The sequence below is a fragment of the Pseudoalteromonas carrageenovora IAM 12662 genome, from assembly GCF_900239935.1.
GTDB classification, from domain to species: domain Bacteria; phylum Pseudomonadota; class Gammaproteobacteria; order Enterobacterales; family Alteromonadaceae; genus Pseudoalteromonas; species Pseudoalteromonas carrageenovora.
Map to the genome: position 1 here is coordinate 2,871,520 of NZ_LT965928.1, position 26,121 is coordinate 2,897,640.

Below are 26,121 nucleotides of genomic sequence, written 5' to 3' on the forward strand. Positions count from 1 at the left end.
GTCCGCCGCTCGTCAGCAAAGTAGCAAGCTACTTTCTGTTACCGCTCGACTTGCATGTGTTAGGCCTGCCGCCAGCGTTCAATCTGAGCCATGATCAAACTCTTCAATTAAAAAGTTTTATGTCTTTCGACAGCTCAATGAATTCTTAATTTATTTAATATCTTTCGATATTGAATTGACTGTGCTGAATAACTACCTAAGTAATTATTCTGTTGGTCACTCAGTTTCAATTGAGACTCTAATTTGTTTGCCTCGCTACCGAAGTAGGTTGGCTGTTAGAACTCAATCTGCACGAGTGCCCACACAGATGATTGCTTTATATTGTTAAAGAACGTTGCGATTAAAGCGTTAAACTTTATCTCGCTAGGGCTGCGCATATTACGCTTTCCTATTTTTTTGTCAACACTTAATTTTGTTAAACTTGAAAGTTTTCAGAACTAAGTTTTACTCGACTCACTAAGTGGTTTGCTTGCCTCGCTAAGCGTTGCCTGCTCTGCCGTCTCAGTGGGGTCGCATTATAGGGAGAACAGATTTTTACGCAAGCGTTTTATTGATATAACTTTAAATAAAACACTGTTCGCTCAATATGCAATCAAGACCCCCCGAAATAGTACGATAAACATACTAAAAACATGTCTACAGCTAACATTAATATTTATAAATGCCCTTAAAACGTATAAAGCACCTATATAGGTGCTTTATAATTTCCTGCGGCACTTAGGTATTAATATAAAATACTATAGAGCTTTCTGCGGTATTTAGCTGCTAATGCGTCGCCATCAGGAAGAGAAGCTATAATTGCTAAAAAATTTGGTTTTGCATCATTAAAGTTCAAATCCTTTTTAAGGACAGTAAATAATGTTTCGAGTGCTTCTTCTTTACGACCTGCGTCATTAAGTAAGTTACTCAATTCTATTTTCAGCTCTAAGTCGTTGGGGTATTTCTCAACCTGAGATTGCTTTTCTTTAATCTCTGGTGAGTCGGTTGCCTCTAAAGCAGCTTCGCATTTGGCTTTTATGTTATGAAAGTATGCATCTTGCTCCTGTGCATCAATTGTATCAACCAATGCTTTGGCATCATCTAATTTATGAATTTGAATACATATATCAGCAAGCACCAATTTTATGCGTGCATTCTTATTATCAATTTCATACGCCTGCTTTGCGTAATTAAATGCAGCATTTAGATCTGACTTTAATAAAGCTTGCTTAGCTTGCTCTAATAATAAATCCTGCTGAGCGGGTAGATGCTTACCTAGTGATTCTCTTACTTGGTTTTCGGTTTGCGCTCCCGCTAACAAATCAACAGGTGCAGAGTCTTTTAATAGCACAAGTGTAGGTAATGTTTGTAACCCTACTTGTTGCGCTAACTGAGAGGCCAGTGCTTGCTCTGCATCACAATCAAGGTTTGCTACTACAATATAGTCAGTATATTCACCCGCTAATTTATCCAGTATTGATAATTGGCTAATGCATTCTGGACTCTGCGGAGAGTAGAAGTTTAATAACACCAGCTTTTGCTGTGATGTTTCACCAAGTACTTGCTGTAAGTTTTGTGCGTTGATACTAACTATGTTGCTCATTGAATTTATTGCCATATTCATTTATTTAGGTTTTTATATGGTGGTGAACATAATAATTACAAGTCATATACCTATAAATCACTTGGTATAGATATTAAACAACGAGGGAAACTATGAAATTTACCTATTTAAGTGCAGCACTTTTATTAGCTAGTCCACTGCTATACGCACAACCACTTGATTTAAACTTAACGAAAACGATGCCAGCCATAGAAAAGTTTTACCTCGATTTACATCAATCTCCTGAGCTTTCTTACCATGAAGAAGAAACAGGAAAAAAAATAGCTTCTCAGTTATCTAAGCTTGGTTTTGATGTAACCGATAACGTAGGTGGCTTTGGTGTAGTTGGAATTTATAAAAATGGTAACGGACCTACCATTATGATCCGCACTGATACAGATGGCTTACCTATTGTTGAGCAAACTGGCAAAGCGTATGCGTCTAAAGTAAAAGTTATAGATGAGCACGGTGCTAATGTAGGTGTAATGCATGGCTGTGGTCACGATATACATATGAGCTCATTTATTGGCACTGCCGAGCAACTTATTGCACATAAAAATAAATGGCAGGGCACGCTAATGATGGTTGCTCAACCTGCAGAAGAAGTAGGCGGTGGCGCAAAAGCAATGCTAAATGAAGGCTTATTTAGTAAATACGCGAAACCCGACCACGTTATTGCATTACATGTAAGTGCCAGCGTACCTGCTGGTAAGGTATCAATGAAAAATGAATATACTATGGCAAGTGTTGATTCGGTAGATATTGCTATAAAAGGAAAAGGAGGCCACGGCGCTTACCCGCATACCACTGTTGATCCTGTTGTTATTGCTGCACGCACTGTATTAGCACTTCAAACAATCACGAGCCGTGAGCTTTCTCCACTTGAACCTTCGGTTATAACTGTGGGCTCTATTCATGGTGGCTCAAAACATAATGTAATTTCAGATGAAGTAAAACTACAACTTACTTTAAGAAGTTACAATCCTGACGTACGTACAGCTCAAATAGCAGCAATTAAACGTATAACAGCAGGTATTGCACAAAGCGCAGGGCTTGAAGAGCCACTATATCCTGTTGTTTATGTTCACGAAGATGAGTCAATTCCATCCACTTACAATAACCCAGAGCAAACAAATATAGTTAGAAGTGCTATTGCTGATGCAATTGGCGCAACTAATGTACTTGAAACAAAAGCGGTTATGGCGGGTGAAGATTTTGGATTATACGGCAGAACGGATGAAAGCGTCCCTATTACTCTATTTTGGTTAGGCGGAGTTAACCAACAACAATATGCAAAAGCGATGAAAAATAACGAAACACTCCCTTCATTACATTCAAGTAAATTTGCACCTGATTATAAAGTAGCACTACCTACAGGTATAAAAGCTATGAGTAACGCTGCAGTCGCTTTATTTAATAATTAATAAGCAGTACTAAAGAGCTCAGTTATTAAGTAGTTGCGGAGCTCTTTTTATAATTTGATTTTTTATATGGCGCTTTTTTGCCTTGCTTAGCAAAGCGTTTTTTAGGAGATGTTTTAGGTAGCTTTGAAAATACATGGTTATCGCAATTAGCCGCCTGTTGTACAAAGCTTTCAAGCTCTGCCAGTAATGGCTGTAAAAACTGCTGATAACTCATTGCTTGTTGCGCTATATCCCCTAAGCTCGACTCCCATTTAGCCGTTAAATCGGGACTTGCTAAGCCTTGTGGTAAAACACTAATAAGTGCCAAACCGGTTTCGGTTGCTTTAATTGCTTTACCTTCACGCTTTAAAAAGCGACGTCTAAATAACAATTCAATAATACCTGCGCGAGTAGCCTCAGTACCTAAACCATCGGTCTCTTTTAATACTTTTTTAATTTGTGGATCTTTAACGTAACGGCTAATGCCCGTCATCGCAGCCAACAATGTTGCATCAGTAAAATATAATGGAGGTGTAGTATGCTTTTCAACAACCTCACCTTTAGTGCAATTAAGCGCCATCCCTTTAGCTAAATGAGGTAAAGTTGCTTCATCTTTTAGCTCGCCTTTACCCATTAGTACCTTAAAACCCAAATTTACGTCTTGCTTGGCATTGGCTTTAAATAAACCACCAGCAATTGTTATCTCAGTTTTAGTTTCGTTGTAAATGTAGTCTGGGTAGAACTGAACCAAATAATGCCTACAAATGAGCTGATACACTTTTGCTTCATTAGTGGCTAAGTTTGCAGTTTTTAATTGCTTTGCTGTGGGCACAATTGCATGGTGTGCAGCAACTTTTGAATCATTAAAGCATTTACTGCATTTTTTAGCATCAGCCCCATTCACAAACTCAGTTTTTTGACCGCCATTTGCTGCAATTGCTTTTAAAATGGAAGGCGCATCTAAATGATGTTCTTTAGGTAAATAACGATTATCTGAACGAGGGTAGGTGATTAATTTATGGCGCTCATAAAGTGTTTGGCAAATATCAAGCACCTGCTGAGCAGCCATACCAAATGCCTTTGCAGCATCTATTTGAAGTGAAGATAAATTATAAGGTAAAGGTGCACTTTGTTTTTTTTGTTTTTGTTCAAGTGCTGTTACCTCTCCTTTTTGATTAGTTATACGCGAAGCTACATTTTCGGCGAGTGCTTTATTTAATACCCGCCCTTCTTCATCTTGATAAGGCTCGCAAGCTTTACTCGGCACCCACTTAGCTGTAAATAACTGCTGCTTTGGAGTAACTAAATGCGCCAACACTTCATAAAATGGTTTTGATACAAAATTAGCTATTTCGTTATCGCGGTTAACCACTAAACCTAAAATAGGAGTTTGAACGCGCCCAACTGATAGCACATTACCAAAACCAGCTTTTTGCCCTGCTAAAGTATAGGCCCGAGTAAGGTTCATACCAAAAAGCCAATCCGCTCGTGAACGTGCAAGCGCTGATACACTAAGTGGGATAAATTCGCGATTAGAGCGCATACTACTAAGTGCTTTTTTAACAGCTGCTAAGTTTAAATCGCTTATTAGTAAACGCTGAATACTTTGCTTTTTAGTTTTGCTTATTTTGGCTTGCTCTATTACCTCATCGACCAAAAGTTGACCCTCGCGGTCGGGATCACCAGCATGAACTAACAATGATGCTTGTTTAATTAACTTTTTTAAAATAGTTAATTGCTTGCGAGTTTTCGTTTTAGCCTTTAACTGCCACTGCTCAGGCACAATAGGAAGGTGTTCAAATTGCCATTTTTTGAAGCGCTCATCGTAGTCATCGGGCTCTGCTTGCTCAAGTAAGTGCCCTATACACCACGAGACACAATCACCATTAGCTACTTCTATATACCCATCGTGTTTTTTATGTGGTTTTGGTAAGGCATCAGCAATTGCTCTGCCTAGTGATGGTTTTTCTGCAATGTAGAGTTTCATGGGAGCCGCTCACTAACTGTTTATATAAACAGTAGTTTAGCACAACTATTTTAAGGTGAGGAGTTTTCTCTTTTTGACCTTACACTGCCTTGCTTAGTGAAAAGGATAATTAAAGGTAAATAGCATACAACCACCGTGGCAATATTGATAAATGGCATTAGGGTCTGATAAATAACGGTACTGTAAGCTAAATCCCACAAGTGGCGATCAACTAATCGGAATAGTTGTAATATAGGTGCGCCAATAACAACTAGTTGTCCAATAACACATTGCCATAAATAAACTTTATCCTTTATACCCCAGTAGGCTATAAGTGCCATCCAAATAATATCTGTGAGCGCCCAAACTAAATAACGATAAATATAAATGTCATCAAACGCTCTTAGGCTTGAAGCAGTTAGGTTACCAAAGAGGAAAAAAGCTGCGGTAAGTAGTACAAATCGAAAGGCTAGTCGATCTTTAAATACAAAAAATATAAAAATAGCCGGGCTTAGCATTAAAACCCAGCTTTTACTTAAAATACTGACAATATACAAAAACCATTCAGGCAAAATACTCTGCCCTATTTTGTTTTTGTATCGTCATCAGTACCATCACCATTACCCGGCATGTCGCAATATTTATTGATTATTTTCACAGGCACTCCATTACATATGTTAAGGAAATGTACTGTAAGCTAAAATGATGAAATTGCCAAGATACTTAGGCAATTAAGTACCTTAAATTAAAACAAACATAATGAGATATAACACAAAGCAATAACTTATCGCACATCAATAGGATCAGACTCTTTAGCCTTACCTTGCAAGATTGATATTTCTACTCGACGGTTTCTTCGGCGATCTTCATTTGAATCGTTTGGAACAAGTGGGCGAGTATCGGCACGCCCTACTACCATCATCCGGTTTTTATCAAACCCTTGCACTGTTTGCAGCTCGCTTGCGACTGCTACAGCACGCTTTGACGATAAGTCCCAATTATTAATATATAACTCATTTGAAACCTGAAAATCGTCGGTATGTCCCGAAACAGTAATTTCGCCAGGTACATCTTTTAACAGCACACCAATATCTTGAATGATAGGTTTAAACTTAGGTTGTAAAAATGCACTCCCTGAGGGAAATGAGCCATTTTCACGAATACGAATAATAATTTGCTGCCCTAAAGATTCAAGCTCTATTGCACCATCTATAATTTGCTTTTCGAGTTGTTGCGCTATTTTCTTAACTAACTCATTTGTTTGCTCTTGATCGGCCGCTGAAGTTGCTTGCTCTGACGATTGTTCTTGCGAAGTGCTACGCGACTCCCCTCCGCGTTTATCTCCTCGCTGCTCTTGCCTACCACCGGCTGAGCTTTCATCACCTGCTTGAAACTCAAGCATTTGCTGGGTCATTTCTACAGTTTGTTGTTGAATGGTTTCTATAGGGGTTGGCTCTGGTTTACCTGGGGTAAATTCCATGGCAATAACAGACGTGCCTTTGGGGATATCTTTTACTTCTATTTTATTTTGCACACCAAATGCAAACTTCATCGAGCCTGCTATTTGTTTAAATTTAAGTACATCCATTTCTGAAAACGCAAGCAAGAGTACAAAGAAGCACATTAATAATGACATTAAATCGGCAAAAGTTCCCATCCAAGCAGGTAAACCTGGTGGTGGGCATTTGCACTCTTGATCAGACATGATTACTCCTCGGTATCTACTTTACGTTTAGATTCAGCTAAGTAGTTTTTCAAAATACCTTCAATTACTTTTGGGTTTTGACCATCTTGGATACCTAAAATTGCATCCAAAATTAAACGTTGGTTCATTGCTTCTTCGTCTTTACGTAGTTCGAGTTTTACCTGAATTGGAATTGCTACAACGTTTGCTAAAAACGCACCATATAAAGTAGTTAATAGTGCTACAGCCATTGCGGGTCCAATTGCTTTAGGGTCGTCCATGTTAGATAACATTGCAACCAAGCCAATGAGTGTACCAATCATGCCCATAGCAGGTGCTATATCAGCAAGTGACTTAAATAAACCCGCGCCCATTTCATGACGGGTAGTGGTTAAAGAAATATCTTTTTGAAGTGTTGCACGCACAACATCAGCATCATGCCCATCAACAAGCATATCTACGCCTTTGCGCATAAATGGATTGGGAATTTCGGCTTCTTCAAGGGCTAAAAAACCACCTTTACGTGCTGAATCAGCAAGTTCTACTGCTTTTTCTATTAGCTCTTCAGGGGATTCTATTTTAAACATGAATGCCTTACCAACTACTTTACCTATGCCTAAAAATTGTGACATGGTGAAGTTTGATAAAACAATAAACAGTGAGCCGCCAAAAACAATGACACTTGAAGGAGCATCGGCAAACATAGCCATTTCACCGCTACTACTCATAAACATAGACATGACAATTAAGCCAATTGCGCCTAGGATCCCGATTATGGTTGCTAAATCCACATTTCCTCCAGAGGTTTCATGTTCAGTGCCTTATTATAAACTTTTATTATTATCTGCTTATCGGCAACATACTGAATTGCTTAAGCCATTTTTATAAATAAACATAAAAAGCAGCCTTTAGCACTATTTTAGATCAAGTTATATGTGCAACCTAATTTATTAACCATTAAGAGTGCTATTAAGCCTTTATCAATGCAATTAAATATAATTTAACGCCATAAAGGTAAAAAACCAATATCATCCTTTGACCTAGTTTAGCATTCCCCCTAAAATTGACCCCTAAATTTATTATGTAAGCTGAAATAAAGATGGCGACTAAAAAACCTGAAAACTTAAGTTTCGAACAAGCACTAGAAGAATTATCGACAATTGTTAGTGATATGGAACAAGGTGATTTGTCGCTTGAGCAATCGCTTAAACAATTTGAACGTGGAATTGCATTAGCGAGTGCTTCATCAGGAAAATTACAGCAAGCAGAGCAAAAAGTATCAATTTTGATGGGTAACAGCGAAAAGTCAGCACTTACAAACTTTGATAACGATATGGAATAGTTGTGAGCATTAAAGATTATATTGAATGTGCTCAAAAAGATGTAGTAGCTACTTTACAACAACATTTTGACCAACCTCTCGATACAGAGCAAACAATAAAAAGTGCCACAGAGTATGGGTTATTTAATGGTGGCAAAAGACTACGCCCATTTTTAGTGTACGCCACAGGCGAAATGCTCGGTGCTAAAAAGCAAGATTTGGACATATTGGCAGGCGCTATTGAATGTATTCATAGCTACTCACTTGTTCATGATGATTTACCTGCGATGGATGATGACGATTTACGTCGTGGTCGCCCTACTTGCCATATTGAGTTTGGCGAAGCGCACGCAATTTTAGCTGGTGATGCACTACAAACCCTCGCCTTTGAGTTAATAGCAAGCCATGAATTTACATGCTCTTCGCAAACACAGATAAAAATGATTGCTCAACTAGCTAAAGCATCTGGCCTTGAGGGCATGGTGGGCGGACAATCTTTAGATATTGCAGCAACAGATAAAGCAGTTACCGTTCAAGAGCTTGAACGTATACATAAACTAAAAACGGGTGCGCTCATTAATTGTGCGATTACACTTGGTGCATTGTGTAGCGAAAATGCAGACAAACAAACTTTAGAAAACTTAAGCATTTTTGGGTATGCTATAGGGCTGGCATTTCAAGTACACGACGATATTTTAGATGTTGAAGGCGATACTATTATTTTAGGTAAGCCACAAGGGTCAGATATCGCCGCGAATAAAGCGACATATCCGGCGTTATTAGGTATGCTAGGCGCTAAAGAAAAGGCGCAAAACTTAATACAACAAGCACATGAAGCGCTTGCAAAAATAGATGCCGACACAACACATCTTGCGTCGCTAGCAAATTACCTTATTGAGCGTGACCACTAATAACCGCTTTAGCGTATTGCAATTAGCACTGACATTATTACTCAACATTAATTACTCATAAACGCTTTGTGTTAATTAATGTTAGCGAAGGATATATATAAAACCATGACACTTGATAGTAGCAAGTATCCATTACTTAATTTGGTTGACGAACCAGCACAGCTGCGTGATTTAGCGCAAGATAAACTTCCTGCTTTTAGCAACGAGCTGCGCGATTACTTACTCAACTCAGTATCGCAAAGTAGCGGTCATTTAGCGTCTGGTTTAGGAACAGTTGAGCTAACTGTTGCACTACATTATGTTTATAACACACCAGAAGATCGCGTTGTATGGGATGTAGGACATCAAGCTTACCCACATAAAATATTAACTGGTCGTCGTGATTTAATGCACACCATTCGTCAAAAAGATGGCCTGCACCCTTTCCCGTTTAGAGATGAAAGCGAATACGATACTTTTAGTGTGGGCCATTCAAGTACCTCTATTTCAGCGGCATTAGGTATGTCTATTGCAGCTAAAAAAGAAGGCGCAGGACGTAAAACAGTTGCAGTTATTGGCGATGGTGCTATTACTGCGGGCATGGCCTTTGAAGCTATGAACCACTTAGGTGACGTAAAGTCAGACATGCTTATTATTTTAAATGATAACGAAATGTCGATTTCTGAAAACGTAGGTGCACTTACTAATCACTTTGCACGTATTTTATCAGGTAGCTTTTATACTAATATTCGTGAAGGTAGTAAAAAGTTACTCTCTGGTGTACCGCCAGTCAAAGAGCTTGCCAGCAGAATGGAAGAGCACCTTAAAGGTATGGTTATACCTGGTACTTTTTTTGAAGAATTAGGCCTTAATTACATTGGCCCAATTGATGGGCACGATGTAAACATGCTCGTAGATACGCTTCGTAATATGCGTAATTTAAAAGGCCCGCAATTACTGCATATAAAAACACAAAAAGGTAAAGGTTATAAGCCAGCAGAAGCGGATCCTATTGGCTATCATGGCGTACCAAAGTTCGACCCAAGCACATCATGTTTACCTAAATCTAAACCTGGCGCAGCAACCTTTTCAAAAGTGTTTGGTGATTGGCTGTGCGATATGGCAGAGCAAGACAGTAAGCTGATGGCAATAACACCTGCTATGCGCGAAGGCTCGGGCATGGTGCGCTTTTCAAAAGAGCACCCAGAGCAATACTTTGACGTAGCTATAGCCGAGCAACACGCAGTAACACTTGCCGCCGGCTTAGCCTGTGAAGGTTTAAAGCCTGTTGTTGCTATTTACTCAAGTTTTTTACAGCGTGCATACGATCAGCTCATTCACGATGTAGCCCTACAAAACTTACCGGTGCTATTTGCAATTGACCGTGCAGGCATCGTTGGTGCTGACGGTGAAACCCACCAAGGTGCTTACGACTTAAGCTTTATGCGCTGTATACCTAATATGGTTATTATGGCCCCTAGCGATACTAACGAATGCCGCCAAATGTTGTACACCGGTTATAAAGCAAATTGCCCTGTAGCTGTACGCTACCCTCGCGGAAGTGCCGGTACTGCAGATATTCAAAGCGATATGCAGCTTATCGAAATAGGTAAAGCAGACACAATTAAGCAAGGTGCTAAAATTGCTATTTTGTCATTTGGCACATTGCTTGATAACGCACAACTTGCAGCGAATGAATTAAACGCAACGCTTGTTAACATGCGTTTTATTAAACCGCTTGATACAACGCTTTTAAATGAGCTTGCTCAAAGCCACGATGTAATAGTTACCCTAGAGGATAATGCTATTTATGGTGGTGCAGGCTCCGCAGTTAATGAATACTTGGCAAGTATTAAAGCCCGCATTCACGTACTTAATTTAGGTATTCCTGATGAATTTATTAAGCACGGTACACAAGCGCAAATGCATGATGAAATGGGCTTAGGTGAGCAAGGTATTTTAAGTTCAATTAAGTCGTTTATTGCTTAAGCTATTTACTTAGTTTATTAAAAAGGAGCCTCAAGGCTCCTTTTTTTGTTTTTAATTTTAACTTTTTTGCATCCAGTTTCATTTTATAGCCGTTATTGATATGAGGTTAACATGTAAATAATCGGTTCCGCTTAGTCTATGCCTTATGAGCAAGCGCGTTATTTACCTACATTTGATGGAATATTTAAAAGGTAGAAATGATGAATAAAGCTAATTTAACAACTCATTCAGCACAAAAAAACACACTTAAACACACGCTTAGTTTTTCAGCTTTAACACTTGCAGTATTAATCGGCATTACAGGCTGTAGCTCAGACGATGGTGAAAACGGTGTAGATGGTATTGCAGGCACCGATGGACAAAACGGGTCCGACGGTACAAATGGCAACCCTGGCTTTGCATCAGCCACATTTATTTTGGCAAACAATGGCGAGAGCAATACAGGCACTATCGATGTAATTAACCAAAGCGCCTCTAAACTAAAAACCTTTAATACAACAGCTAACGAAGGCGTTGCATTTGATAGCTTAGGTAATTTATTGCAAGCAAGCGACAGCGAAAATGGCAGTATTAAAACTATATGTCAGCTTGCAAACCGTAGTGACGGCGCAACCTATACAGCTAATACAGATCGCGAAATAACAGGTACTAACACAACATTGGTAAATCCTAAAGGAATAGCTGTAGCACAAAAGAGTGGGCTTGTTTTTATTGCTGACTTTGGCGCTATGCAAGTAACGACTTTTGGCGCTACAGCCGCGGGCGATACAGCCCCTTTAGGCACAACCATTACAGAAGCGGCACCGTGGGATGTTGATTATGATGAATCTAACGACCGCCTTTATGTAGCACTAACAAATGGTGATGTAGCCGTTTACGATAATTTTGTTGGTGGTGAATTTGCCGCAATGCCAAGCCGCACAATTACCCCTAGTAATAATGATGGCACGCAAATTTCTGTAAATATTCACGGCATTGTTTATGACTCAAATACTAATAAACTTGTTTTGTCTGATGTAGGGAGTGCCTCAGACGCAACCGATGGTTCGTTATTTGTAATTAATAATGCTTCAACTGCTGAGGGCTTAGTAAGCGTTGCACGAAGTATTGCCGGTCCAGCAACAATGCTTGGTAACCCAGTTGATATTAGCCTTGAAGGTAGTGACTTACGTGTAGCTGAAAAATCAAATGATGCTGTTCTTGTGTTCAGCAATATATTTTCAGGTGAAAGCGGCGATATCACTCCTGATTTAGTTACCTCAACAATTAAACCTGAGTCAATTACTAAACTGGGTATACAAAATGAGATGGCTGACATTTCAGATAGTGATACCGCTAATATGGCGCTGCTAGGTGTTGCTGTAAGTAGTAATCCGGGCACTGCAGGTGAAACAACTGGGCAAATTAGTCGATTAAGCTCACAACTTAACACAGAAATTGGCAACTATAATGCGAGTCAAACCATCGAGAGTGTAACTTTTGATAAAGCGGGTAATAGTTATACAACGTTCGATAACAGTACAACCTCAATTGGCGGTATTGTTATTTCAAATAAAGTGGCAATAAACAGAGATGGGCAAACTTATAATACGAGCCAAGACAGCATTATTACTGGTTCGAATACAGGCCTTGTATCTCCTAAAGGTCTTGATGTGGCTTCTGATAGCGGTATGATTTTAGTTGCAGAAAATAATGCAGATACTCCAAGTATTTCAATATTTTCAACTTGCACCACAGGGGATGCAAGCCCATTAATGACGCTTACGTTTGCAAATGATGCTCGCCCTTGGGATGTTGATTACGATGTAAACACTGATCGAGTTTTTGTAGCACTAACAAATGGAACCGTTGCTGTATTTGACGAAGTTAAAAGCAAACTAATGGCTGGTAGTACTAATATTGCAGTTGAGGATAGGCTTATAACGCCAGCAAATGCAGGCACAGCACTAGCAGCACCAAGCAACATACACGGCATCGACTACGACTCGCTAAGTAGCTCGCTAATACTCTCTGATGTTGGTAGCGCAGCAGTTGCTGACGATGGCAAAATATACGTATTGAATAACGTAGCAACGGCATCGGGCTTGGTAAACATAAGTACCACTATTAGCGGTCCAAATACCCTACTGGGTAACCCTGTTGATATTATGTATACCGGAACAGATTTATACGTAGCTGAGAAGTCAAATAACGTGGTTATGCGATTTAATAATATTTTAAGCAGTTCAGGCGGTGATATAAGCGCCGATACCAGTACGGCATTTACAGCCCCAGAGTCGGTTGCAATATTACCAGCTTGGCTTAACAAATAGAGTTAACCTTACCATGCCTGACCAATAACCTTGGTCGGGCATTATCGCATCCACACTTTTATATCTGCCAAGCCATTACTTTGTAAAATACCTAATTGCTGATCAACATTAGAGTTTTGTTCAAATTCAAATGCATCTAGTTGCTCATCAAAAGTAATATTAGCCACGCCATCACCACCGCGTTTTTTAACTTGATGAAGCGCTATATCTGCCAAGTTAATAGAGGTTTCCCAGCTAATTACCTGCCCGCCTAATAACGGTAATGGATAAAATGACCAACCAATCGACGCCGTAATGCTCGTTGTTTTACCATTAGGTAATTGAAACGAATTACTGGCTATAAATTTACATAAGTCAGATGCGTAACTGTCTATTTTATTACACTTAAAATCACGTAGTAATAATAAAAACTCATCACCACTCCAACGCGCTACATAATCAGAGCCCTGAGTACGGGCGTTTAACAATGCCGCCATTTGCTGTAAACAACTGTCTCCCGCAATGGGACCATAAGCATCGTTTATACGGCTAAAGTTATCAAAGTTAATAATCACTAACACCAGCGATTTCCCCTGAGCTTGTAGCGATTGCGAGTTGCGCTGAAAGTGCTCTATATCTTTAGGGAGCTGATCGAACAAAAAGCGACGACTACGAAGCCCTGTAAGCTCATCTGAGTGACTAACTAATTTGAGCTGTGAGTTTACTTGCCCAAGTTTATCGTTAGCTTGACGAAGCTCCAATGTACGCTCTGTAATAAGCCCCTCGAGAACTTCTTGCTTTCTGCGCTCTTGCGCTCTAAACACACAAAATACTAAGTAAATTAATAAAACAAAGCCACTGGTAATTAACAGCCTAAAGTAAATGGTTTCATCAAAGCGCTCTGGCACTGTAAAGCCATATTCAGCTTCTTGTGCTTTAGTCCAATCCTCACCTTGGCGTTTAGCTTCTAACTGAAACAAAAACGAGCCAGCCGGTAAGTTTGTATAGATAGCTTCTCGGCGAGTATTTGCATAACGCCAATCACTGTCTAAGCCTGTTAGCTTATATCTAAATTCAATACTATTAGGAGCATAGTAATCAATGGCGGTATAAGTAAGGGTTATATCACGCTCATCTGTTTCAAGTGATGGCTTTTTACCAAGCGCAGCCGTAGTTAAATTACGAAGCGGCGTTGTGATAGTTTCTATTTTGGGTTTTATTGCAAGCAGGCCAAAAAGCTCTACATTTTTAGGTATTTCTACTACACCTTGCAAGCTAGGATACCAAATAGAGCTTCCTGTATCGGCCACCGCATCGTGACCAAGTCCACTACAACACTGATTAGCCTTGCCATCTAATTGGCGATCAAAAGATGAAATAACCTCTTCAACTTTTAAATTTTTAATATCTGTTTTAAATTGATCAACAGGCATTCTATAAACGCCCTTCATTGTACTAACCCAAACATGCTTTAGGGTTTCGTCGTACTCTAAACTAAATATAGACCCATACGGTAAACCATTGGCAGCATCAAGTTGTCTCCATTGGCCCTGCGTACTTCTATAAAAAAGGCCATCGTTTAGCGAGCCAATTAAAATACCTACACCATCAATATGCAGCACGCTGGTTACGTATGCGCTTTCGAGTGTGGTTTGGTCGCCTATTTTTTCGATACCGCGGTCAGTAAAGTAATATGCTCCTTTACTTGTACCAATTACACCAAAATTTGTTTTATCTAATACATAGGTAATAAACTTACTACCTAAGAATGCGTTATAAGCAAAAGGAGTTAAGCCAGCATAATTTAAGCGATACAAACCACGCCCTGTGCCTATCCAAAATCCGCCCTTACTCGAGCGACTAATTGCAAACACCGGATTATCACGAAGCGCACGCCCAGGTACGGTATAAAGAGTATTGTTTTCAAAAACAAATAACCCACGCCCTGTCGCTATGTATAAACGGTCTCCATCAAATTGTAAGTCATGAACGGAAGCGCGCCCGTACTTACTACTTGGTAATAAATTAATAAAACTTTTATCTAAATCAAAATAACCAATGCCACTTTTATTAGCCACCCATAGTTTTCCATCTGGTGCTTGGCTTATAGCCATAACCGATTCGGTCATTTGCGATACCGCAGAATGCCTTTCTACACGCCCTTCATGAGCAAGCCATAAACCTTCACTAAAGCTTGCAAGCCACACGTTATTTTTGTCATCTCTAAATATGTCTGCAAACCATATACTTTGATCAAGCTGACTTGGCTCTACCCATTGCCACTCACCCGTTTTGTCTCTAAATAATAAGCGCCCATAAGTCGAAATCCATAAGCCACCATCGGTATCACTCATAAATTTATAAACGGCAGAGTTATTCGTATTAGGTAATGGAAATGGTCGTAACTCGTCATCTAAATCTAAAAAGTAAGCCCCTAGCTCAGAAGCTAAGTATAAATTTCCATTTAAAAAAGAAAGGTCGTGAACAATCGTTTGTGCTAACCGCTCTGGTAGCGATATTTTCGCAGTAAGTTCTAAGCGTAGTTTAGAAAAATCAGAGGAGCTTTTAGTTAGGCGTAATAAGTGGCGATCATTAACCAGCCAAATACCTTCAGGAGAAAGCGCCATTTTGCTTACAGAGCCAACTATTTGAGTAATTACGGTTGCATTAACAATAGGCAAAGGCCCATTTACTTGAGTACGTAAATCAACTTGCCCTCTATCAACGTAATACAAGCCATTGGCGGCTATCCATATGCTGCCTTTAGAGTCTTCAAGTATGTCTCTTACAGGGCCTTTAATATTAAATTCTTGTGCTGCAAATGTAGCCGGGTTAATAACAACCAAACCACTTTTTGTGCCAATCCACAATAAACCATTCGAATCGACTAAAAGCTTATTAATACCATTGCTAGGTAAAAAAGGACTATTTTGCGTATTGTAGTTTGTAAATGTAGTGCCATCAAATCGACTTAAACCAAACTGAGTGCCTAGCCACATATAGCCTTGTTGATCTTGCACTACACTTTTTAGTGATTGCGAGGGCAACCCATCTTTTATATTCCATTGCTTAACTACATAATCAGTAATTGAGGCCCAACTTGGCATAGCGCACAACATCAGTACACAAACCAGTAAAAATCGCATCATATTGCTGCCACCTAGTTAAACAAATTGAAGATAAAAATTAAAAGGGTAGTAAACCTGCTTTTATTAATGCTTGCAAACATACCAGCGAAAATATACCCGCTAATATATCATCAGCCATAATACCAACACCACCGTGAACGCGTTTGTCTAGCATACGAATTGGGCCCGGTTTGGCTATATCAAAAAAGCGAAACAATAAAAAACCAACTAATAATGTTTGCCAGCTTAACGCGGCCCCAATCATAGTAATGTAATAGCCTGCAACTTCATCCCACACTATTGCAGGGTGGTCGTGTACACCTAAATCATCAACGGTTTTTCCACATGCCCATATACCAAAAATACTAATTACTACTGCAAATACAATTTGTAGCCATAGCGGGAAGTACATGGTTGTAAAAATAAATGGTAATGCTGCAAAAGTACCAAATGTACCAGGTGCAACTGGCGCAAGGCCAGTACCAAAACCCAAACCAAATAATTGATGTGGGCGCTTTAAATTAAACTGTCTTTTGGAAGTCAAACTGGCTCCTTGGCAAAATGCTCAAAGCCTTGTTGCTCAAAATCAAACTTTTCACCATTATGTAAAAGCTCTATTTGGCCATCGCCACTTTTAATTTGCCCAATGCATGTTGCGTCTACACCATATTGGCGTAGCTTCATTTCTAGCATACTTTTATTACTATCGGGTACAGTAAACAATAGTTCGTAATCATCACCGTAATTAAGAATAAACGGTAATTGATGTTTAAACTCAAGACTTGACCGCATTGCATCTGATGTAGGAATGCTTTGTATATTAACCGACGCATTAACTTGAGACATATCGAGAATGTGGCTTAAGTCAGCTAGTAAGCCATCTGACACATCAATAGCTGATGAAGCAAGGCCTCGTAATACTTGTCCAGCTGCAACGCGTGGTGTTGGAAAGTCAAAGCGTTTATTTAAGTACTTTAAATGCTCTGGCTCAATACTTATGCCTTGCTTACGTGATTCAATCGCAAGCCCAGCATCCCCTAATGGGCCAGTTACATAAATCCAATCACCTACTTTTGCGCCACTACGGCGAAGTGCAGTGCCTTCAGGTACTGTCCCTTTTGCACAAATAGTAATAGTTAGCGGCCCTTGCGTGGTGTCGCCTCCTATAATTTGTACATTAAAGTATTCTGCAATTTCGTGCATACCTTCAGTAAACTCTTCAATCCACTTTTGGTCAATACTTGGTAATGTTAACCCAACTGATACCCATGTAGGCTCAGCACCCATTGCTGCTAAATCACTTAAATTAACAGCAAGTGCTCTGTGGCCTAATGCGCGAGGGGAAATATCATCAAAAAAATGTACACCTGCAACGAGGGTGTCTGTTGTAACAGCGAGTTGGCAGTTTTGCGGCACGGTTACTAAAGCGCAGTCGTCGCCAATACCAAGGTTTACGTCACGACGGGTGATCCCGCGACCTTTAAAGTAGCGGTTTATTAATTCAAATTCCTTCATACACAAAAAAGCCGACCTATGCCGGCTCTCCTTTTTAACGTGTACTAACGTACAAAGCGCTACTCATTAAATTGGCGCGCTTTAAGTGCGTTAGTATTACTTGCGTAAATGCTTAACAGCTTTATCAAGTACACCGTTTACAAATTTATGGCTATCTTCTGCGCCAAGCATTTTAGCAAGTTCAATGCCTTCATTGATTGCTACTTTGTAAGGTACATCTTCACGGAATTTAAGCTCATACGCGCTTAAACGTAAGATTGCACGCTCAACCATATCTAAATCATCAAACGGACGTGTTAAATGTGGAGATACAGCTTCGTCTAATTGCTTGTAGTTAACAGCAACGCCGGTAGCTAAATCTTTAAAGTATTCAACATCAATTTTAGTCACGTCGTTTTCGATCAACATTTGTTGTTCGATATCGGCAATTAGATTGCCACTTAATTGCCAAGAATAAACGGCCTGAAGTGCTAAGATACGTGCTTTACGTCTTGCTGCTGGTTTCACAAAAATTCCTTAAACTTAAATTTTATCTAACACATTAACCATTTCAAGCGCGCCTAATGCCGCTTCGCCGCCTTTGTTACCCATTTTGGTACCAGCGCGTTCAATTGCTTGTTCAATGCTTTCTGTAGTTAATACGCCAAATGCAACCGGGATATCATACTCAAGCGATACATTTGCAAGGCCTTTGTTTGATTCGCCAGCAACTAGGTCAAAGTGTGGTGTACCACCTCTGATCACTACGCCTAATGCGATGATTGCATCATACTCTTTTTTTGCTGCAACGCGTTTTGCCGCTAAAGGTAGTTCAACTGCACCAGGTACATAAACAACAGTAATGTCGTCATCAGATACACCACCGGTACGTTTTAACTCATCAACAGCGCCTTCAAGTAGGCTGCTACCAATAAAGTCGTTAAAACGAGAAATAACGATAGCGAATTTTTTGCCTGGAGCGTACTTATTACCTTCAATAATTTTCATTTGATAACCCTAAAAATATGTTCAAGCGGTTGCGATTGCGCAAAAATTGCTGCGCATCATACCATAAAAATAAAAAAATAGACTAGTTTAAAGCAAACCGCTTATTGCGGCTCAACGTAATCAACCACTTCTAAATGAAAGCCCGAAAGTGCATGATACTTTTTAGGGCGGCTCATAAGGCGCATTTGTTTAATACCTAGGTCAGCCAGTATTTGCGAGCCAACACCGACAGTACGCGATGTACCTTTAAATTTACGAGGTGTTACATTTTCACCGGCATCAGCAGCGGCAAATGCTTTTACTGTTGCTTCTAGCTCTTCAGTGCTTTCTTGCTTGCCTAAAATAACCAGAGCACCGTCATTTTTCGCTATGTAAGCCATCGCATCAGAAAGACCCCAACTACGGTCCGCACTTCTGTCTGAAAGTAAAATGTCGTTAAAGGTACTTTGTAAATGCACGCGAACAAGCGTTGGTTCTTGCTCTTTAATTTCGCCTTTTAACAATACGTAATGTAATTGTCCGTCGATAGTGTCTTTGTACGTTACTAAATCAAACTCGCCGTGTTCAGTCGGTAACTTACACTTAGCAACTTGTTCAATTGTGGTTTCGTTTAAATTACGGTATTCGATTAAATCAGCAATAGTGCCAATTTTAATACCGTGCTCTTTAGCAAATATTTCTAAATCTGGGCGGCGCGCCATCGTGCCATCGGCATTAAGTATTTCAACAATAACTGATGATGCTTCAAGCCCTGCTAAACGAGCTAAATCACAGCCAGCTTCGGTATGCCCTGCACGTGTTAAAACGCCACCAGGTTGCGCCATAATAGGAAAAATATGTCCAGGTTGTACGATATCGCTTGGTACAGCCCCCTTTGCAATAGCAGCTTGAACTGTACGCGCTCTATCTGCTGCAGATATGCCCGTTGTTACACCTTTAGATGCTTCAATCGACATAGTAAAGTTAGTAGAAAACGCTGCGCCATTGTTTTTAACCATTAATGGTAAATCAAGTTGCTCACAACGCTCTTGAGTCATGGTTAAACAAATTAGACCACGGCCATGAGTAGCCATGAAGTTAATCGCCTCTGCGCTAATATGCTCAGCAGCTATTATTAAATCGCCTTCGTTTTCTCTATCTTCATCGTCCATTAAAATAACCATTTTTCCGTCTTTAATGTCGTCGATGATTTCTTGTGCGCTGTGTAAATTCATAAATTTGCTCGTGTAAGTTATCAGTGTCGTTATTTAATAAAACCAGCTTTAGCTAGTAAACTCATTGAAATGTCTGAGCCTGTAGGTTGCTCAGCGCCTTTAATTAGACGTTCTAAATAACGTGCAATTTGGTCGACTTCTAAATTAACCTGCGTCCCCACTTTAAAATCAGCGATGGTCGTTTGCTCGCTAGTATGCGGTACTATTGTTAGTTTAAATTTATTACCTTCAACAGCGTTTACTGTCAGACTTATGCCATCAATACATACAGACCCTTTATAAGGGATGTATTTCATTAAATTTTCATTGGTGCTCAACCAGTACTCTGTTGCGCGGGCATTAGGTGTAATGGCAGTAATTGTTGCTATACCATCTACGTGCCCTGACACTAAATGACCACCTAAGCGAGATACTGGCTGCATCGCTTTTTCAAGATTTACAGTTTGCCCTAAAGCATAATGAGCAAAGCCTGTAAGGCTAATTGTTTCGTTGGATAAATCAGCGCTAAAACCATCTATATGTTTATCTACGACAGTTAAACATACACCGTTGGTTGCAATGCTATCGCCAAGTTTTACATCTTTCATATCAAGATCAGCACTTTGAATGCGAATAGCTAAGTCGCCTTGTTTTTTTTGTAGTAAGGCAATTTTGCCTGTGGCTTCAATTATTCCAGTAAACATAGTGCTACTCTTTTTATTAAGTGGTTTTAATGAGTTTTTTTACTGCAGTTATACGTAAGTCGTCGCCAATACGTACACACTCATTAAATGTTAAATCAACTGTATTTTGCATACTCGTCAATTCAGGAAAATTTACTAAACTTTTTGCATCACACCCCATTAATTTTGGTGCTAAGTAAAATACAAATTCATCAATTAAATTAAGTTCAGACATTTTACCAGCAAGTGTAGCACCTGCTTCTAGCCATACATTATTAATCTGTAATTGAGCTAACTGCTGTAAAACCTCAGTTAAATTAACCTTTGCGTTAATCCCACTTACTTCTATATGTCTTACAAAATGCGGCCACTGCTTTGATTTATCAACCTTGGTGGTAAAAATTATTACGTCATTTTCAATACTAAATAAGGCAAGTTCAGGTGTTAATCTATTTTGCGAGTCAATTATAACACGCACAGGTTGGCGAAGCGGTAAATCTGTAGGTAAAGATTGTGGCAATTCGTTTTGGCGTACATTAAGTTTTGCATCATCAACAAGTACGGTATCTGCACCGGTTAAAATTGCGCAGCTTTGAGCGCGATACAGCTGCACATCTTGGCGTGCTACAGAACCTGTGATCCACTTACTTTGGCCATTTTTAAGTGCGGTTTTACCATCAATACTTGCGGCCATTTTACATGTTACGTAAGGCAAGCCTTGCTCCATACGCTTAAAAAAACCTAAATTAAGTGCACGAGCTTGTTGCTCTAACAATCCAAATGCAACTTCAACACCAGCATCGCTAAGTATTTTAAGCCCTTTACCAGCTACTTGCGGGTTGGTATCAACCATTGCAGCTATAACTTTTACTACACCTGCGGCTTTTAAACCTTCAGCGCACGGGGGAGTGCGTCCGTAATGGCTGCACGGTTCAAGCGTGACATAAGCCGTAGCGCCTTTTGCCTTCTCACCAGCCACTGCAAGCGCATTAACCTCAGCGTGTCCCTGCCCTGCAAGCTGATGAAAACCTTCACCAATGATTTGGTTGTTTTTAACTAACACACATCCCACATTAGGATTTGGTGTTGTTGTAAACCGACCTTTTTTGGCAAGTTCTATGGCGCGCGCCATATACATTTCATCTTGTTCGGTAAATGGTATTTGGCTTTGCATTATTACTCCCCTAAACGGGCAATTTCTTCACCAAACTCGCGTATATCTTCGAACGAGCGATACACAGAGGCAAATCTTACATACGCTACTTTATCGAGCTTTTTAAGCGCTTCCATAATGCACTCACCGACTAAGTGGCTTGATATCTCGCGCTCACCAGTAGCACGCAATTGAGATTTAATAATATTAACAACTTCATCGACTTGTTCGGTACTCACTGGGCGCTTTTCAAGGGCGCGGTTAAGGCCATTTAGAAGCTTATCTTCGTTAAATGGTTCTCGGCTGCCGTCTTGTTTTATTACGCGCGGCATAACGAGCTCTGCCCCTTCAAATGTAGTAAAGCGCTCGTGACAATCGTTGCACTCACGACGACGGCGAACTTGGTGGCCTCCACCGACTAGGCGAGAATCAATAACTTTAGTATCTTTTGCGGTACAAAATGGGCAATGCATAACTCGGTACTTCCGTTTTAAAACAAAAAAGGCCGCTATATAGCGGCCTTTTATCTTAGCAAAAAACTAAACAGTTGTGATCTAAATTACTACTGCTTATGCAATTAAGCGTATACAGGTAATTTTGCACAAATTGCTTTTACTTTTTCTTTAACTTGCGCTTGTACAGACTCATCGTTAATGTTGTCTAATACATCACAAATCCAGCCAGCAAGTTCTTTCGACTCAGCTTCTTTAAAGCCACGACGTGTAATTGCAGGTGAACCAATACGCAAACCAGAAGTAACAAACGGTGAGCGAGGATCGTTTGGTACAGAGTTTTTGTTAACTGTAATGTTTGCATTACCAAGCGCTGCGTCGGCATCTTTACCTGTGATATCTTTATCGATTAAATCAAGTAAGAATAAGTGGTTTTCTGTTTTGTCAGATACGATTTTGTAACCACGTTCTTGCATTACAGCAACCATAGCTTGTGCATTTTTAACTACTTGAGCTTGGTATGTTTTAAACTCTGGTTGTAGTGCTTCTTTAAATGCCACTGCTTTTGCAGCAATAATGTGACATAAAGGACCACCTTGGCCACCAGGGAATACAGCGCTATTAAGCTTTTTGTAAATAGCTTCATCACCACATGCAGAAATAATTAAACCACCACGAGGGCCAGCAAGTGTTTTGTGTGTTGTCGTTGTTACAACGTGTGCATGAGGTACTGGGCTTGGGTAAACACCCGCAGCAATTAAGCCTGCAACGTGAGCCATATCAACAAATAAGTAAGCGCCTACTTTATCTGCAATTTCACGGAACTTAGCCCAATCAACAATACCTGAGTACGCTGAGAAACCACCAATAATCATTTTTGGTTTGTGCTCAAGTGCTAGCGCTTCAACTTGTGCGTAATCAATTTCGCCCGTTGCTTCATCTAGACCGTATTGAATTGCATTGTAAAGCTTACCAGAGAAGCTTACGTGTGAACCGTGCGTTAAGTGACCACCATGAGCTAAGCTCATACCTAGTACTGTGTCGCCAGCATCTAATAATGCTAAGAAAACAGCTGCGTTTGCTTGAGAACCAGCATGTGGCTGAACGTTCGCATAGTCAGAACCAAATAACTCGTTTGCACGGTCAATTGCTAGTTGTTCAACAACATCAACGTGCTCACAACCGCCATAGTAACGTTTGCCTGGGTAACCTTCAGCGTATTTGTTTGTAAGCTGTGAACCCTGTGCTTCTAGTACACGTGGGCTACAGTAGTTTTCTGAAGCGATTAATTCGATGTGCTCTTCTTGGCGAGCAGTTTCTTTGTTTATCGCGTCAAATAACTCTGAATCAAAATCCGAAATATTCATGCTACGTTCTAACATTGGGGTCTCCTAGGGCAACGTGTATGGTGTTTTTTTAGAGGCTTTATTGTACGCTTTAAACGACTCTTTGCCTACGCTCTTAAGTTGAGGATATTTAAACAGGGATTGAAACTATTTCACAGGGTTTTTAAGATGATATTTTTTTATAAATGCATTAATAATTTAAATGAATTTTATTTTTTACATTTAATTAGTTAATGATAGCAGCGTGCTAATACCTATTTTAAATAATAAAAAAGCGGCCTAAGCCGCTTAATTTTTCGCTACTGGGTTAACCTAACTTTGCCAGTATTTCAGTGCGTAACGCATCATAATCGGCGTTAATATCGCTTGCTAAGCACGGTTTAGCTAATGCATCGCTTAATGGTTTTGGCATATCAAGTTCAATATTTAAAATCTCTTCTACGCTTTCTTTAAATTTAGCAGGATGTGCTGTTGCTAAAAAGATACCCGCGGCACCAGGTGCTCTATTTTCAACAAGACCTTGGTAAGCAATCGCCGTATGTGGTTCTGCTACATAGCCTGTTTGTTGAATATTTTTCATCACAGTTTGTGTATCTTGCTCGCTTACGCTGCTTGAATAAAAGTTATCGTAGCTAAACCAGTTATTATCTAACATTGTTTGCACGCGCGGCCAGTTATTAGGTTTACTTACATCCATCGCGTTTGAAAGCGACTCAAGCGTTGCGTTTGGCGCCCAGTTTTTATCAAGCATAAAGCGCGGAACTGTATCATTTTGATTAGTTGTAGCACTTAGTTTACCTACTGGCATACCGATTACCGCGCCAATCATGGCGGCACATACATTACCAAAGTTACCGCTAGGTACTGAAATATGCGCTGTTGCACGTTTTTCTTTAGGTAATTGAGCAATGGCTTCAAAGTAATAACACACTTGCGCCACTAGGCGGCTAATGTTGATTGAGTTAGCTGAATTAAGGCCAAGTGTTGATTTAACTTCATCATCTAAAAACGATTTTTTAACGAGTTCTTGGCAGTCATCAAAACTACCTTCCACTGCGTAACAATGAATATTATTACCAAGCGTTGTAAAAAGCTTTTGCTGAGCAAGTGAAATTTTGCCTTTAGGGTATAAAATTACCACATCTATATTTGGCTTATTATAGAAAGCATGTGCTACAGCAGCGCCTGTATCCCCTGATGTTGCGGTCAAAATGGTAACATTTTCACCTTGATTAAACTGCGCTAAACACTCAGCCATGAAGCGTCCGCCAAAGTCTTTAAACGCAAGCGTAGGACCATGAAACAACTCTAAGCAGTATGTATTTTCTTCAACTTCTACTAGCTTAACAGGAAAGTTAAATGCATTTTTAACCATTTGAGCAACCGTATCACTTGGTAACTCGTCACCAATAAGGTGCGATAAAATTTTACCACTGCGAGTAACAAAGTCCATATCAAGTAAGGCGTCTACGTCAGCTATTGGAGCAAGAGATTCAGGAAAAAAAACACCTTGGTTGCGCCCTAAACCTGCTTTTACCGCTTCAACAAACGACACTTTTTGAGAACCATCTTTTAAATTATGTAATTGCATAACTGCCTATCCTATAAAACGTTTAATTGACGCGTGCCGTCGTTATCTAATTTACAAATGTGGCAGAACCCCTGCTCATTTATATAATGTTGCTCTAGCCACTGTGCACATTTCTCAGCAGCTTCTAATGTTTTACACACTGTAAATAGCGTAGGGCCTGCACCTGAAATACTCACAATTTCTGCACCAAGCGCTGGCAAACTTGCTTTAGCTTCGTTAAACCCTGTTATTAATGGTGCACGATACGGCTCAGCTATATCGTCTTGCATAATGCTAAGTGCATCATCAAAACGTTGCGTTAATAATAAACTACTAAAAGCAGATAAACGCTGTGCAAACTCAACACCTGCGTGCATGCTTAGCTCTTTTGGTAATACCGAGCGAGCTTTTGCGGTATTAAGCGAAAAGCCAGGAAACGCAGCAACGTAGTACCAGTTTTCATCAACTGGTAACGCAATTGATTTATCAGGGATTAAATCGCCTGTAAGCTGCAGCCCACCTAAATAACATGGCGTAATATTATCGTAATGACGACCACCACTTACTATTGCTTCAAAGTCAGCCATTAGCTCAATGAGCTCAACTTGGCTTAAATTAGTGTGTGCAAATTTATCTAATGCGGCAAACGTTGCTACTACTGAACACGCGCTAGAGCCTAACCCTGAACCAATTGGTAGGTTCTTTTTAAGCTCTAATTTTACGCTTGGCATATTTGGCGCTACATGCGCTCTAAAATGTACCAAGCATTGATACGCTAAGTTTTCGTTAGGATCACTTGGTAACTTATGAGCATATTCGCCAGAACAAACAAACTCATCACTTGGTGCAGCACTAACAACAGCTACATCACCTAATAAGCTGCCATCAATTGGCGCAAGGGCTGCGCCTAACGCATCAAAGCCTACTGCAAAGTTACCTATAGATGCCGGAGCATATACTTCAATCAT

General features: G+C 39.9%; 22 protein-coding genes and 1 rRNA gene (1 of these 23 only partly in view). 5 read left to right on the plus strand and 18 right to left on the minus strand.

Annotated elements, in window-relative coordinates; translation table 11 throughout:
- Together ALFOR1_RS12995 and ALFOR1_RS13000 are read right to left on the minus strand one after the other, a co-directional pair.
- Window positions 1-110: ribosomal RNA gene (locus ALFOR1_RS12995) — 16S ribosomal RNA — on the minus strand; it reaches 1,426 nt to the left of the window's first position.
- 614 nt (window positions 111-724) lie between these two features.
- Window positions 725-1,582, minus strand: a complete 858-nt coding sequence (locus ALFOR1_RS13000; protein ID WP_104643206.1) for a tetratricopeptide repeat protein — start codon at window positions 1,580-1,582, stop codon at window positions 725-727.
- A 113-nt stretch (window positions 1,583-1,695) separates the two neighbouring features.
- On the opposite strand from ALFOR1_RS13000, the gene ALFOR1_RS13005 reads away from it, so the two are divergent.
- Complete coding sequence (locus ALFOR1_RS13005; RefSeq protein ID WP_104643207.1) at window positions 1,696-3,006, plus strand: M20 metallopeptidase family protein; 1,311 nt, start codon at window positions 1,696-1,698, stop codon at window positions 3,004-3,006.
- Between the two features lie 25 nt (window positions 3,007-3,031).
- On the opposite strand, the gene ALFOR1_RS13010 is transcribed toward ALFOR1_RS13005, so the two are convergent.
- From ALFOR1_RS13010 to pomA, 4 genes are all read right to left on the minus strand, one after another.
- Complete coding sequence (locus ALFOR1_RS13010) at window positions 3,032-4,972, minus strand: DNA topoisomerase III (protein WP_104643208.1); 1,941 nt, start codon at window positions 4,970-4,972, stop codon at window positions 3,032-3,034.
- Between the two features lie 50 nt (window positions 4,973-5,022).
- The gene (locus ALFOR1_RS13015) at window positions 5,023-5,523 is read right to left on the minus strand and encodes a hypothetical protein (RefSeq protein ID WP_058548000.1); all 501 of its coding nucleotides are present in this window, start codon (window positions 5,521-5,523) and stop codon (window positions 5,023-5,025) included.
- A gap of 212 nt (window positions 5,524-5,735) precedes the next feature.
- Window positions 5,736-6,656 carry a flagellar motor protein MotB gene (locus ALFOR1_RS13020; protein WP_002961733.1) on the minus strand — a complete coding sequence of 307 codons (921 nt, stop codon included), beginning with the start codon at window positions 6,654-6,656 and terminating at the stop codon, window positions 5,736-5,738.
- A gap of 2 nt (window positions 6,657-6,658) precedes the next feature.
- Complete coding sequence (gene pomA, locus ALFOR1_RS13025) at window positions 6,659-7,426, minus strand: flagellar motor protein PomA (RefSeq protein ID WP_058548001.1); 768 nt, start codon at window positions 7,424-7,426, stop codon at window positions 6,659-6,661.
- Between the two features lie 308 nt (window positions 7,427-7,734).
- Here pomA and ALFOR1_RS13030 point away from each other — a divergent pair, with 308 nt between their 5' ends.
- The 4 genes from ALFOR1_RS13030 (at window position 7,735) to ALFOR1_RS13045 (ending at window position 13,147) form a co-directional block, all read left to right on the plus strand.
- Window positions 7,735-7,977, plus strand: coding sequence for an exodeoxyribonuclease VII small subunit (locus ALFOR1_RS13030; RefSeq protein ID WP_058548002.1), 243 nt, complete (start codon window positions 7,735-7,737; stop codon window positions 7,975-7,977).
- Between the two features lie 2 nt (window positions 7,978-7,979).
- Window positions 7,980-8,867 carry a (2E,6E)-farnesyl diphosphate synthase gene (gene ispA / locus ALFOR1_RS13035; protein WP_058548003.1) on the plus strand — a complete coding sequence of 296 codons (888 nt, stop codon included), beginning with the start codon at window positions 7,980-7,982 and terminating at the stop codon, window positions 8,865-8,867.
- Between the two features lie 105 nt (window positions 8,868-8,972).
- Window positions 8,973-10,835 (plus strand): 1-deoxy-D-xylulose-5-phosphate synthase, encoded by a 1,863-nt coding sequence (gene dxs / locus ALFOR1_RS13040; protein ID WP_104643209.1) that lies wholly within the window; start codon window positions 8,973-8,975, stop codon window positions 10,833-10,835.
- A 200-nt stretch (window positions 10,836-11,035) separates the two neighbouring features.
- On the plus strand, window positions 11,036-13,147 hold the full coding sequence (locus tag ALFOR1_RS13045) for a hypothetical protein (protein ID WP_104643210.1): 2,112 nt from the start codon (window positions 11,036-11,038) through the stop codon (window positions 13,145-13,147).
- A gap of 41 nt (window positions 13,148-13,188) precedes the next feature.
- On the opposite strand, the gene ALFOR1_RS13050 is transcribed toward ALFOR1_RS13045, so the two are convergent.
- The 12 genes from ALFOR1_RS13050 to thrB all read right to left on the minus strand — a co-directional run bounded on the left by ALFOR1_RS13050 (window position 13,189) and on the right by thrB (window position 26,121).
- Window positions 13,189-16,275 carry a ligand-binding sensor domain-containing diguanylate cyclase gene (locus ALFOR1_RS13050; protein ID WP_104643211.1) on the minus strand — a complete coding sequence of 1,029 codons (3,087 nt, stop codon included), beginning with the start codon at window positions 16,273-16,275 and terminating at the stop codon, window positions 13,189-13,191.
- A gap of 37 nt (window positions 16,276-16,312) precedes the next feature.
- Complete coding sequence (locus ALFOR1_RS13055) at window positions 16,313-16,798, minus strand: phosphatidylglycerophosphatase A family protein (RefSeq protein WP_104643212.1); 486 nt, start codon at window positions 16,796-16,798, stop codon at window positions 16,313-16,315.
- On the minus strand, window positions 16,795-17,769 hold the full coding sequence (gene thiL / locus ALFOR1_RS13060) for a thiamine-phosphate kinase (RefSeq protein WP_058548008.1): 975 nt from the start codon (window positions 17,767-17,769) through the stop codon (window positions 16,795-16,797). The genes ALFOR1_RS13055 and thiL overlap by 4 nt, the downstream gene beginning before the upstream one ends.
- Before the next feature lie 96 nt (window positions 17,770-17,865).
- Window positions 17,866-18,276 carry a transcription antitermination factor NusB gene (nusB, locus tag ALFOR1_RS13065; RefSeq protein ID WP_104643213.1) on the minus strand — a complete coding sequence of 137 codons (411 nt, stop codon included), beginning with the start codon at window positions 18,274-18,276 and terminating at the stop codon, window positions 17,866-17,868.
- A gap of 15 nt (window positions 18,277-18,291) precedes the next feature.
- Complete coding sequence (ribH, locus tag ALFOR1_RS13070; protein ID WP_058548010.1) at window positions 18,292-18,756, minus strand: 6,7-dimethyl-8-ribityllumazine synthase; 465 nt, start codon at window positions 18,754-18,756, stop codon at window positions 18,292-18,294.
- 101 nt (window positions 18,757-18,857) lie between these two features.
- The gene (ribBA, locus tag ALFOR1_RS13075; protein ID WP_058548011.1) at window positions 18,858-19,970 is read right to left on the minus strand and encodes a bifunctional 3,4-dihydroxy-2-butanone-4-phosphate synthase/GTP cyclohydrolase II; all 1,113 of its coding nucleotides are present in this window, start codon (window positions 19,968-19,970) and stop codon (window positions 18,858-18,860) included.
- Between the two features lie 29 nt (window positions 19,971-19,999).
- Complete coding sequence (locus ALFOR1_RS13080; protein WP_058548012.1) at window positions 20,000-20,653, minus strand: riboflavin synthase; 654 nt, start codon at window positions 20,651-20,653, stop codon at window positions 20,000-20,002.
- 16 nt (window positions 20,654-20,669) lie between these two features.
- The gene (gene ribD, locus ALFOR1_RS13085; RefSeq protein ID WP_104643214.1) at window positions 20,670-21,806 is read right to left on the minus strand and encodes a bifunctional diaminohydroxyphosphoribosylaminopyrimidine deaminase/5-amino-6-(5-phosphoribosylamino)uracil reductase RibD; all 1,137 of its coding nucleotides are present in this window, start codon (window positions 21,804-21,806) and stop codon (window positions 20,670-20,672) included.
- Window positions 21,807-21,808: 2 nt separating this feature from the next.
- The gene (nrdR, locus tag ALFOR1_RS13090) at window positions 21,809-22,258 is read right to left on the minus strand and encodes a transcriptional regulator NrdR (RefSeq protein ID WP_002961761.1); all 450 of its coding nucleotides are present in this window, start codon (window positions 22,256-22,258) and stop codon (window positions 21,809-21,811) included.
- Window positions 22,259-22,362: 104 nt separating this feature from the next.
- Window positions 22,363-23,619: a serine hydroxymethyltransferase gene (gene glyA, locus ALFOR1_RS13095; RefSeq protein WP_104643215.1), complete on the minus strand. Its 1,257-nt coding sequence runs from the start codon at window positions 23,617-23,619 to the stop codon at window positions 22,363-22,365.
- Window positions 23,620-23,890: 271 nt separating this feature from the next.
- On the minus strand, window positions 23,891-25,174 hold the full coding sequence (gene thrC / locus ALFOR1_RS13100) for a threonine synthase (protein ID WP_104643216.1): 1,284 nt from the start codon (window positions 25,172-25,174) through the stop codon (window positions 23,891-23,893).
- Window positions 25,175-25,185: 11 nt separating this feature from the next.
- Window positions 25,186-26,121: a homoserine kinase gene (thrB, locus tag ALFOR1_RS13105; protein WP_104643217.1), complete on the minus strand. Its 936-nt coding sequence runs from the start codon at window positions 26,119-26,121 to the stop codon at window positions 25,186-25,188.

Excerpts from the sequence above, each read along its gene's own strand:
- ALFOR1_RS13000 (WP_104643206.1), bottom strand. The coding sequence starts at position 1,582 with ATGAGCAACATAGTTAGTATCAACGCACAAAACTTACAGCAAGTACTT.
- ALFOR1_RS13005 (WP_104643207.1), top strand. The coding sequence starts at position 1,696 with ATGAAATTTACCTATTTAAGTGCAGCACTTTTATTAGCTAGTCCACTG.
- ALFOR1_RS13010 (WP_104643208.1), bottom strand. The coding sequence starts at position 4,972 with ATGAAACTCTACATTGCAGAAAAACCATCACTAGGCAGAGCAATTGCT.
- ALFOR1_RS13020 (WP_002961733.1), bottom strand. The coding sequence starts at position 6,656 with ATGTCTGATCAAGAGTGCAAATGCCCACCACCAGGTTTACCTGCTTGG.
- ALFOR1_RS13030 (WP_058548002.1), top strand. The coding sequence starts at position 7,735 with ATGGCGACTAAAAAACCTGAAAACTTAAGTTTCGAACAAGCACTAGAA.
- dxs (WP_104643209.1), top strand. The coding sequence starts at position 8,973 with ATGACACTTGATAGTAGCAAGTATCCATTACTTAATTTGGTTGACGAA.
- ALFOR1_RS13045 (WP_104643210.1), top strand. The coding sequence starts at position 11,036 with ATGAATAAAGCTAATTTAACAACTCATTCAGCACAAAAAAACACACTT.
- ALFOR1_RS13050 (WP_104643211.1), bottom strand. The coding sequence starts at position 16,275 with ATGATGCGATTTTTACTGGTTTGTGTACTGATGTTGTGCGCTATGCCA.
- thiL (WP_058548008.1), bottom strand. The coding sequence starts at position 17,769 with ATGAAGGAATTTGAATTAATAAACCGCTACTTTAAAGGTCGCGGGATC.
- ribH (WP_058548010.1), bottom strand. The coding sequence starts at position 18,756 with ATGAAAATTATTGAAGGTAATAAGTACGCTCCAGGCAAAAAATTCGCT.
- ribBA (WP_058548011.1), bottom strand. The coding sequence starts at position 19,970 with ATGAATTTACACAGCGCACAAGAAATCATCGACGACATTAAAGACGGA.
- ALFOR1_RS13080 (WP_058548012.1), bottom strand. The coding sequence starts at position 20,653 with ATGTTTACTGGAATAATTGAAGCCACAGGCAAAATTGCCTTACTACAA.
- ribD (WP_104643214.1), bottom strand. The coding sequence starts at position 21,806 with ATGCAAAGCCAAATACCATTTACCGAACAAGATGAAATGTATATGGCG.
- nrdR (WP_002961761.1), bottom strand. The coding sequence starts at position 22,258 with ATGCATTGCCCATTTTGTACCGCAAAAGATACTAAAGTTATTGATTCT.
- glyA (WP_104643215.1), bottom strand. The coding sequence starts at position 23,619 with ATGTTAGAACGTAGCATGAATATTTCGGATTTTGATTCAGAGTTATTT.
- thrC (WP_104643216.1), bottom strand. The coding sequence starts at position 25,174 with ATGCAATTACATAATTTAAAAGATGGTTCTCAAAAAGTGTCGTTTGTT.
- thrB (WP_104643217.1), bottom strand. The coding sequence starts at position 26,121 with ATGATTGAAGTATATGCTCCGGCATCTATAGGTAACTTTGCAGTAGGC.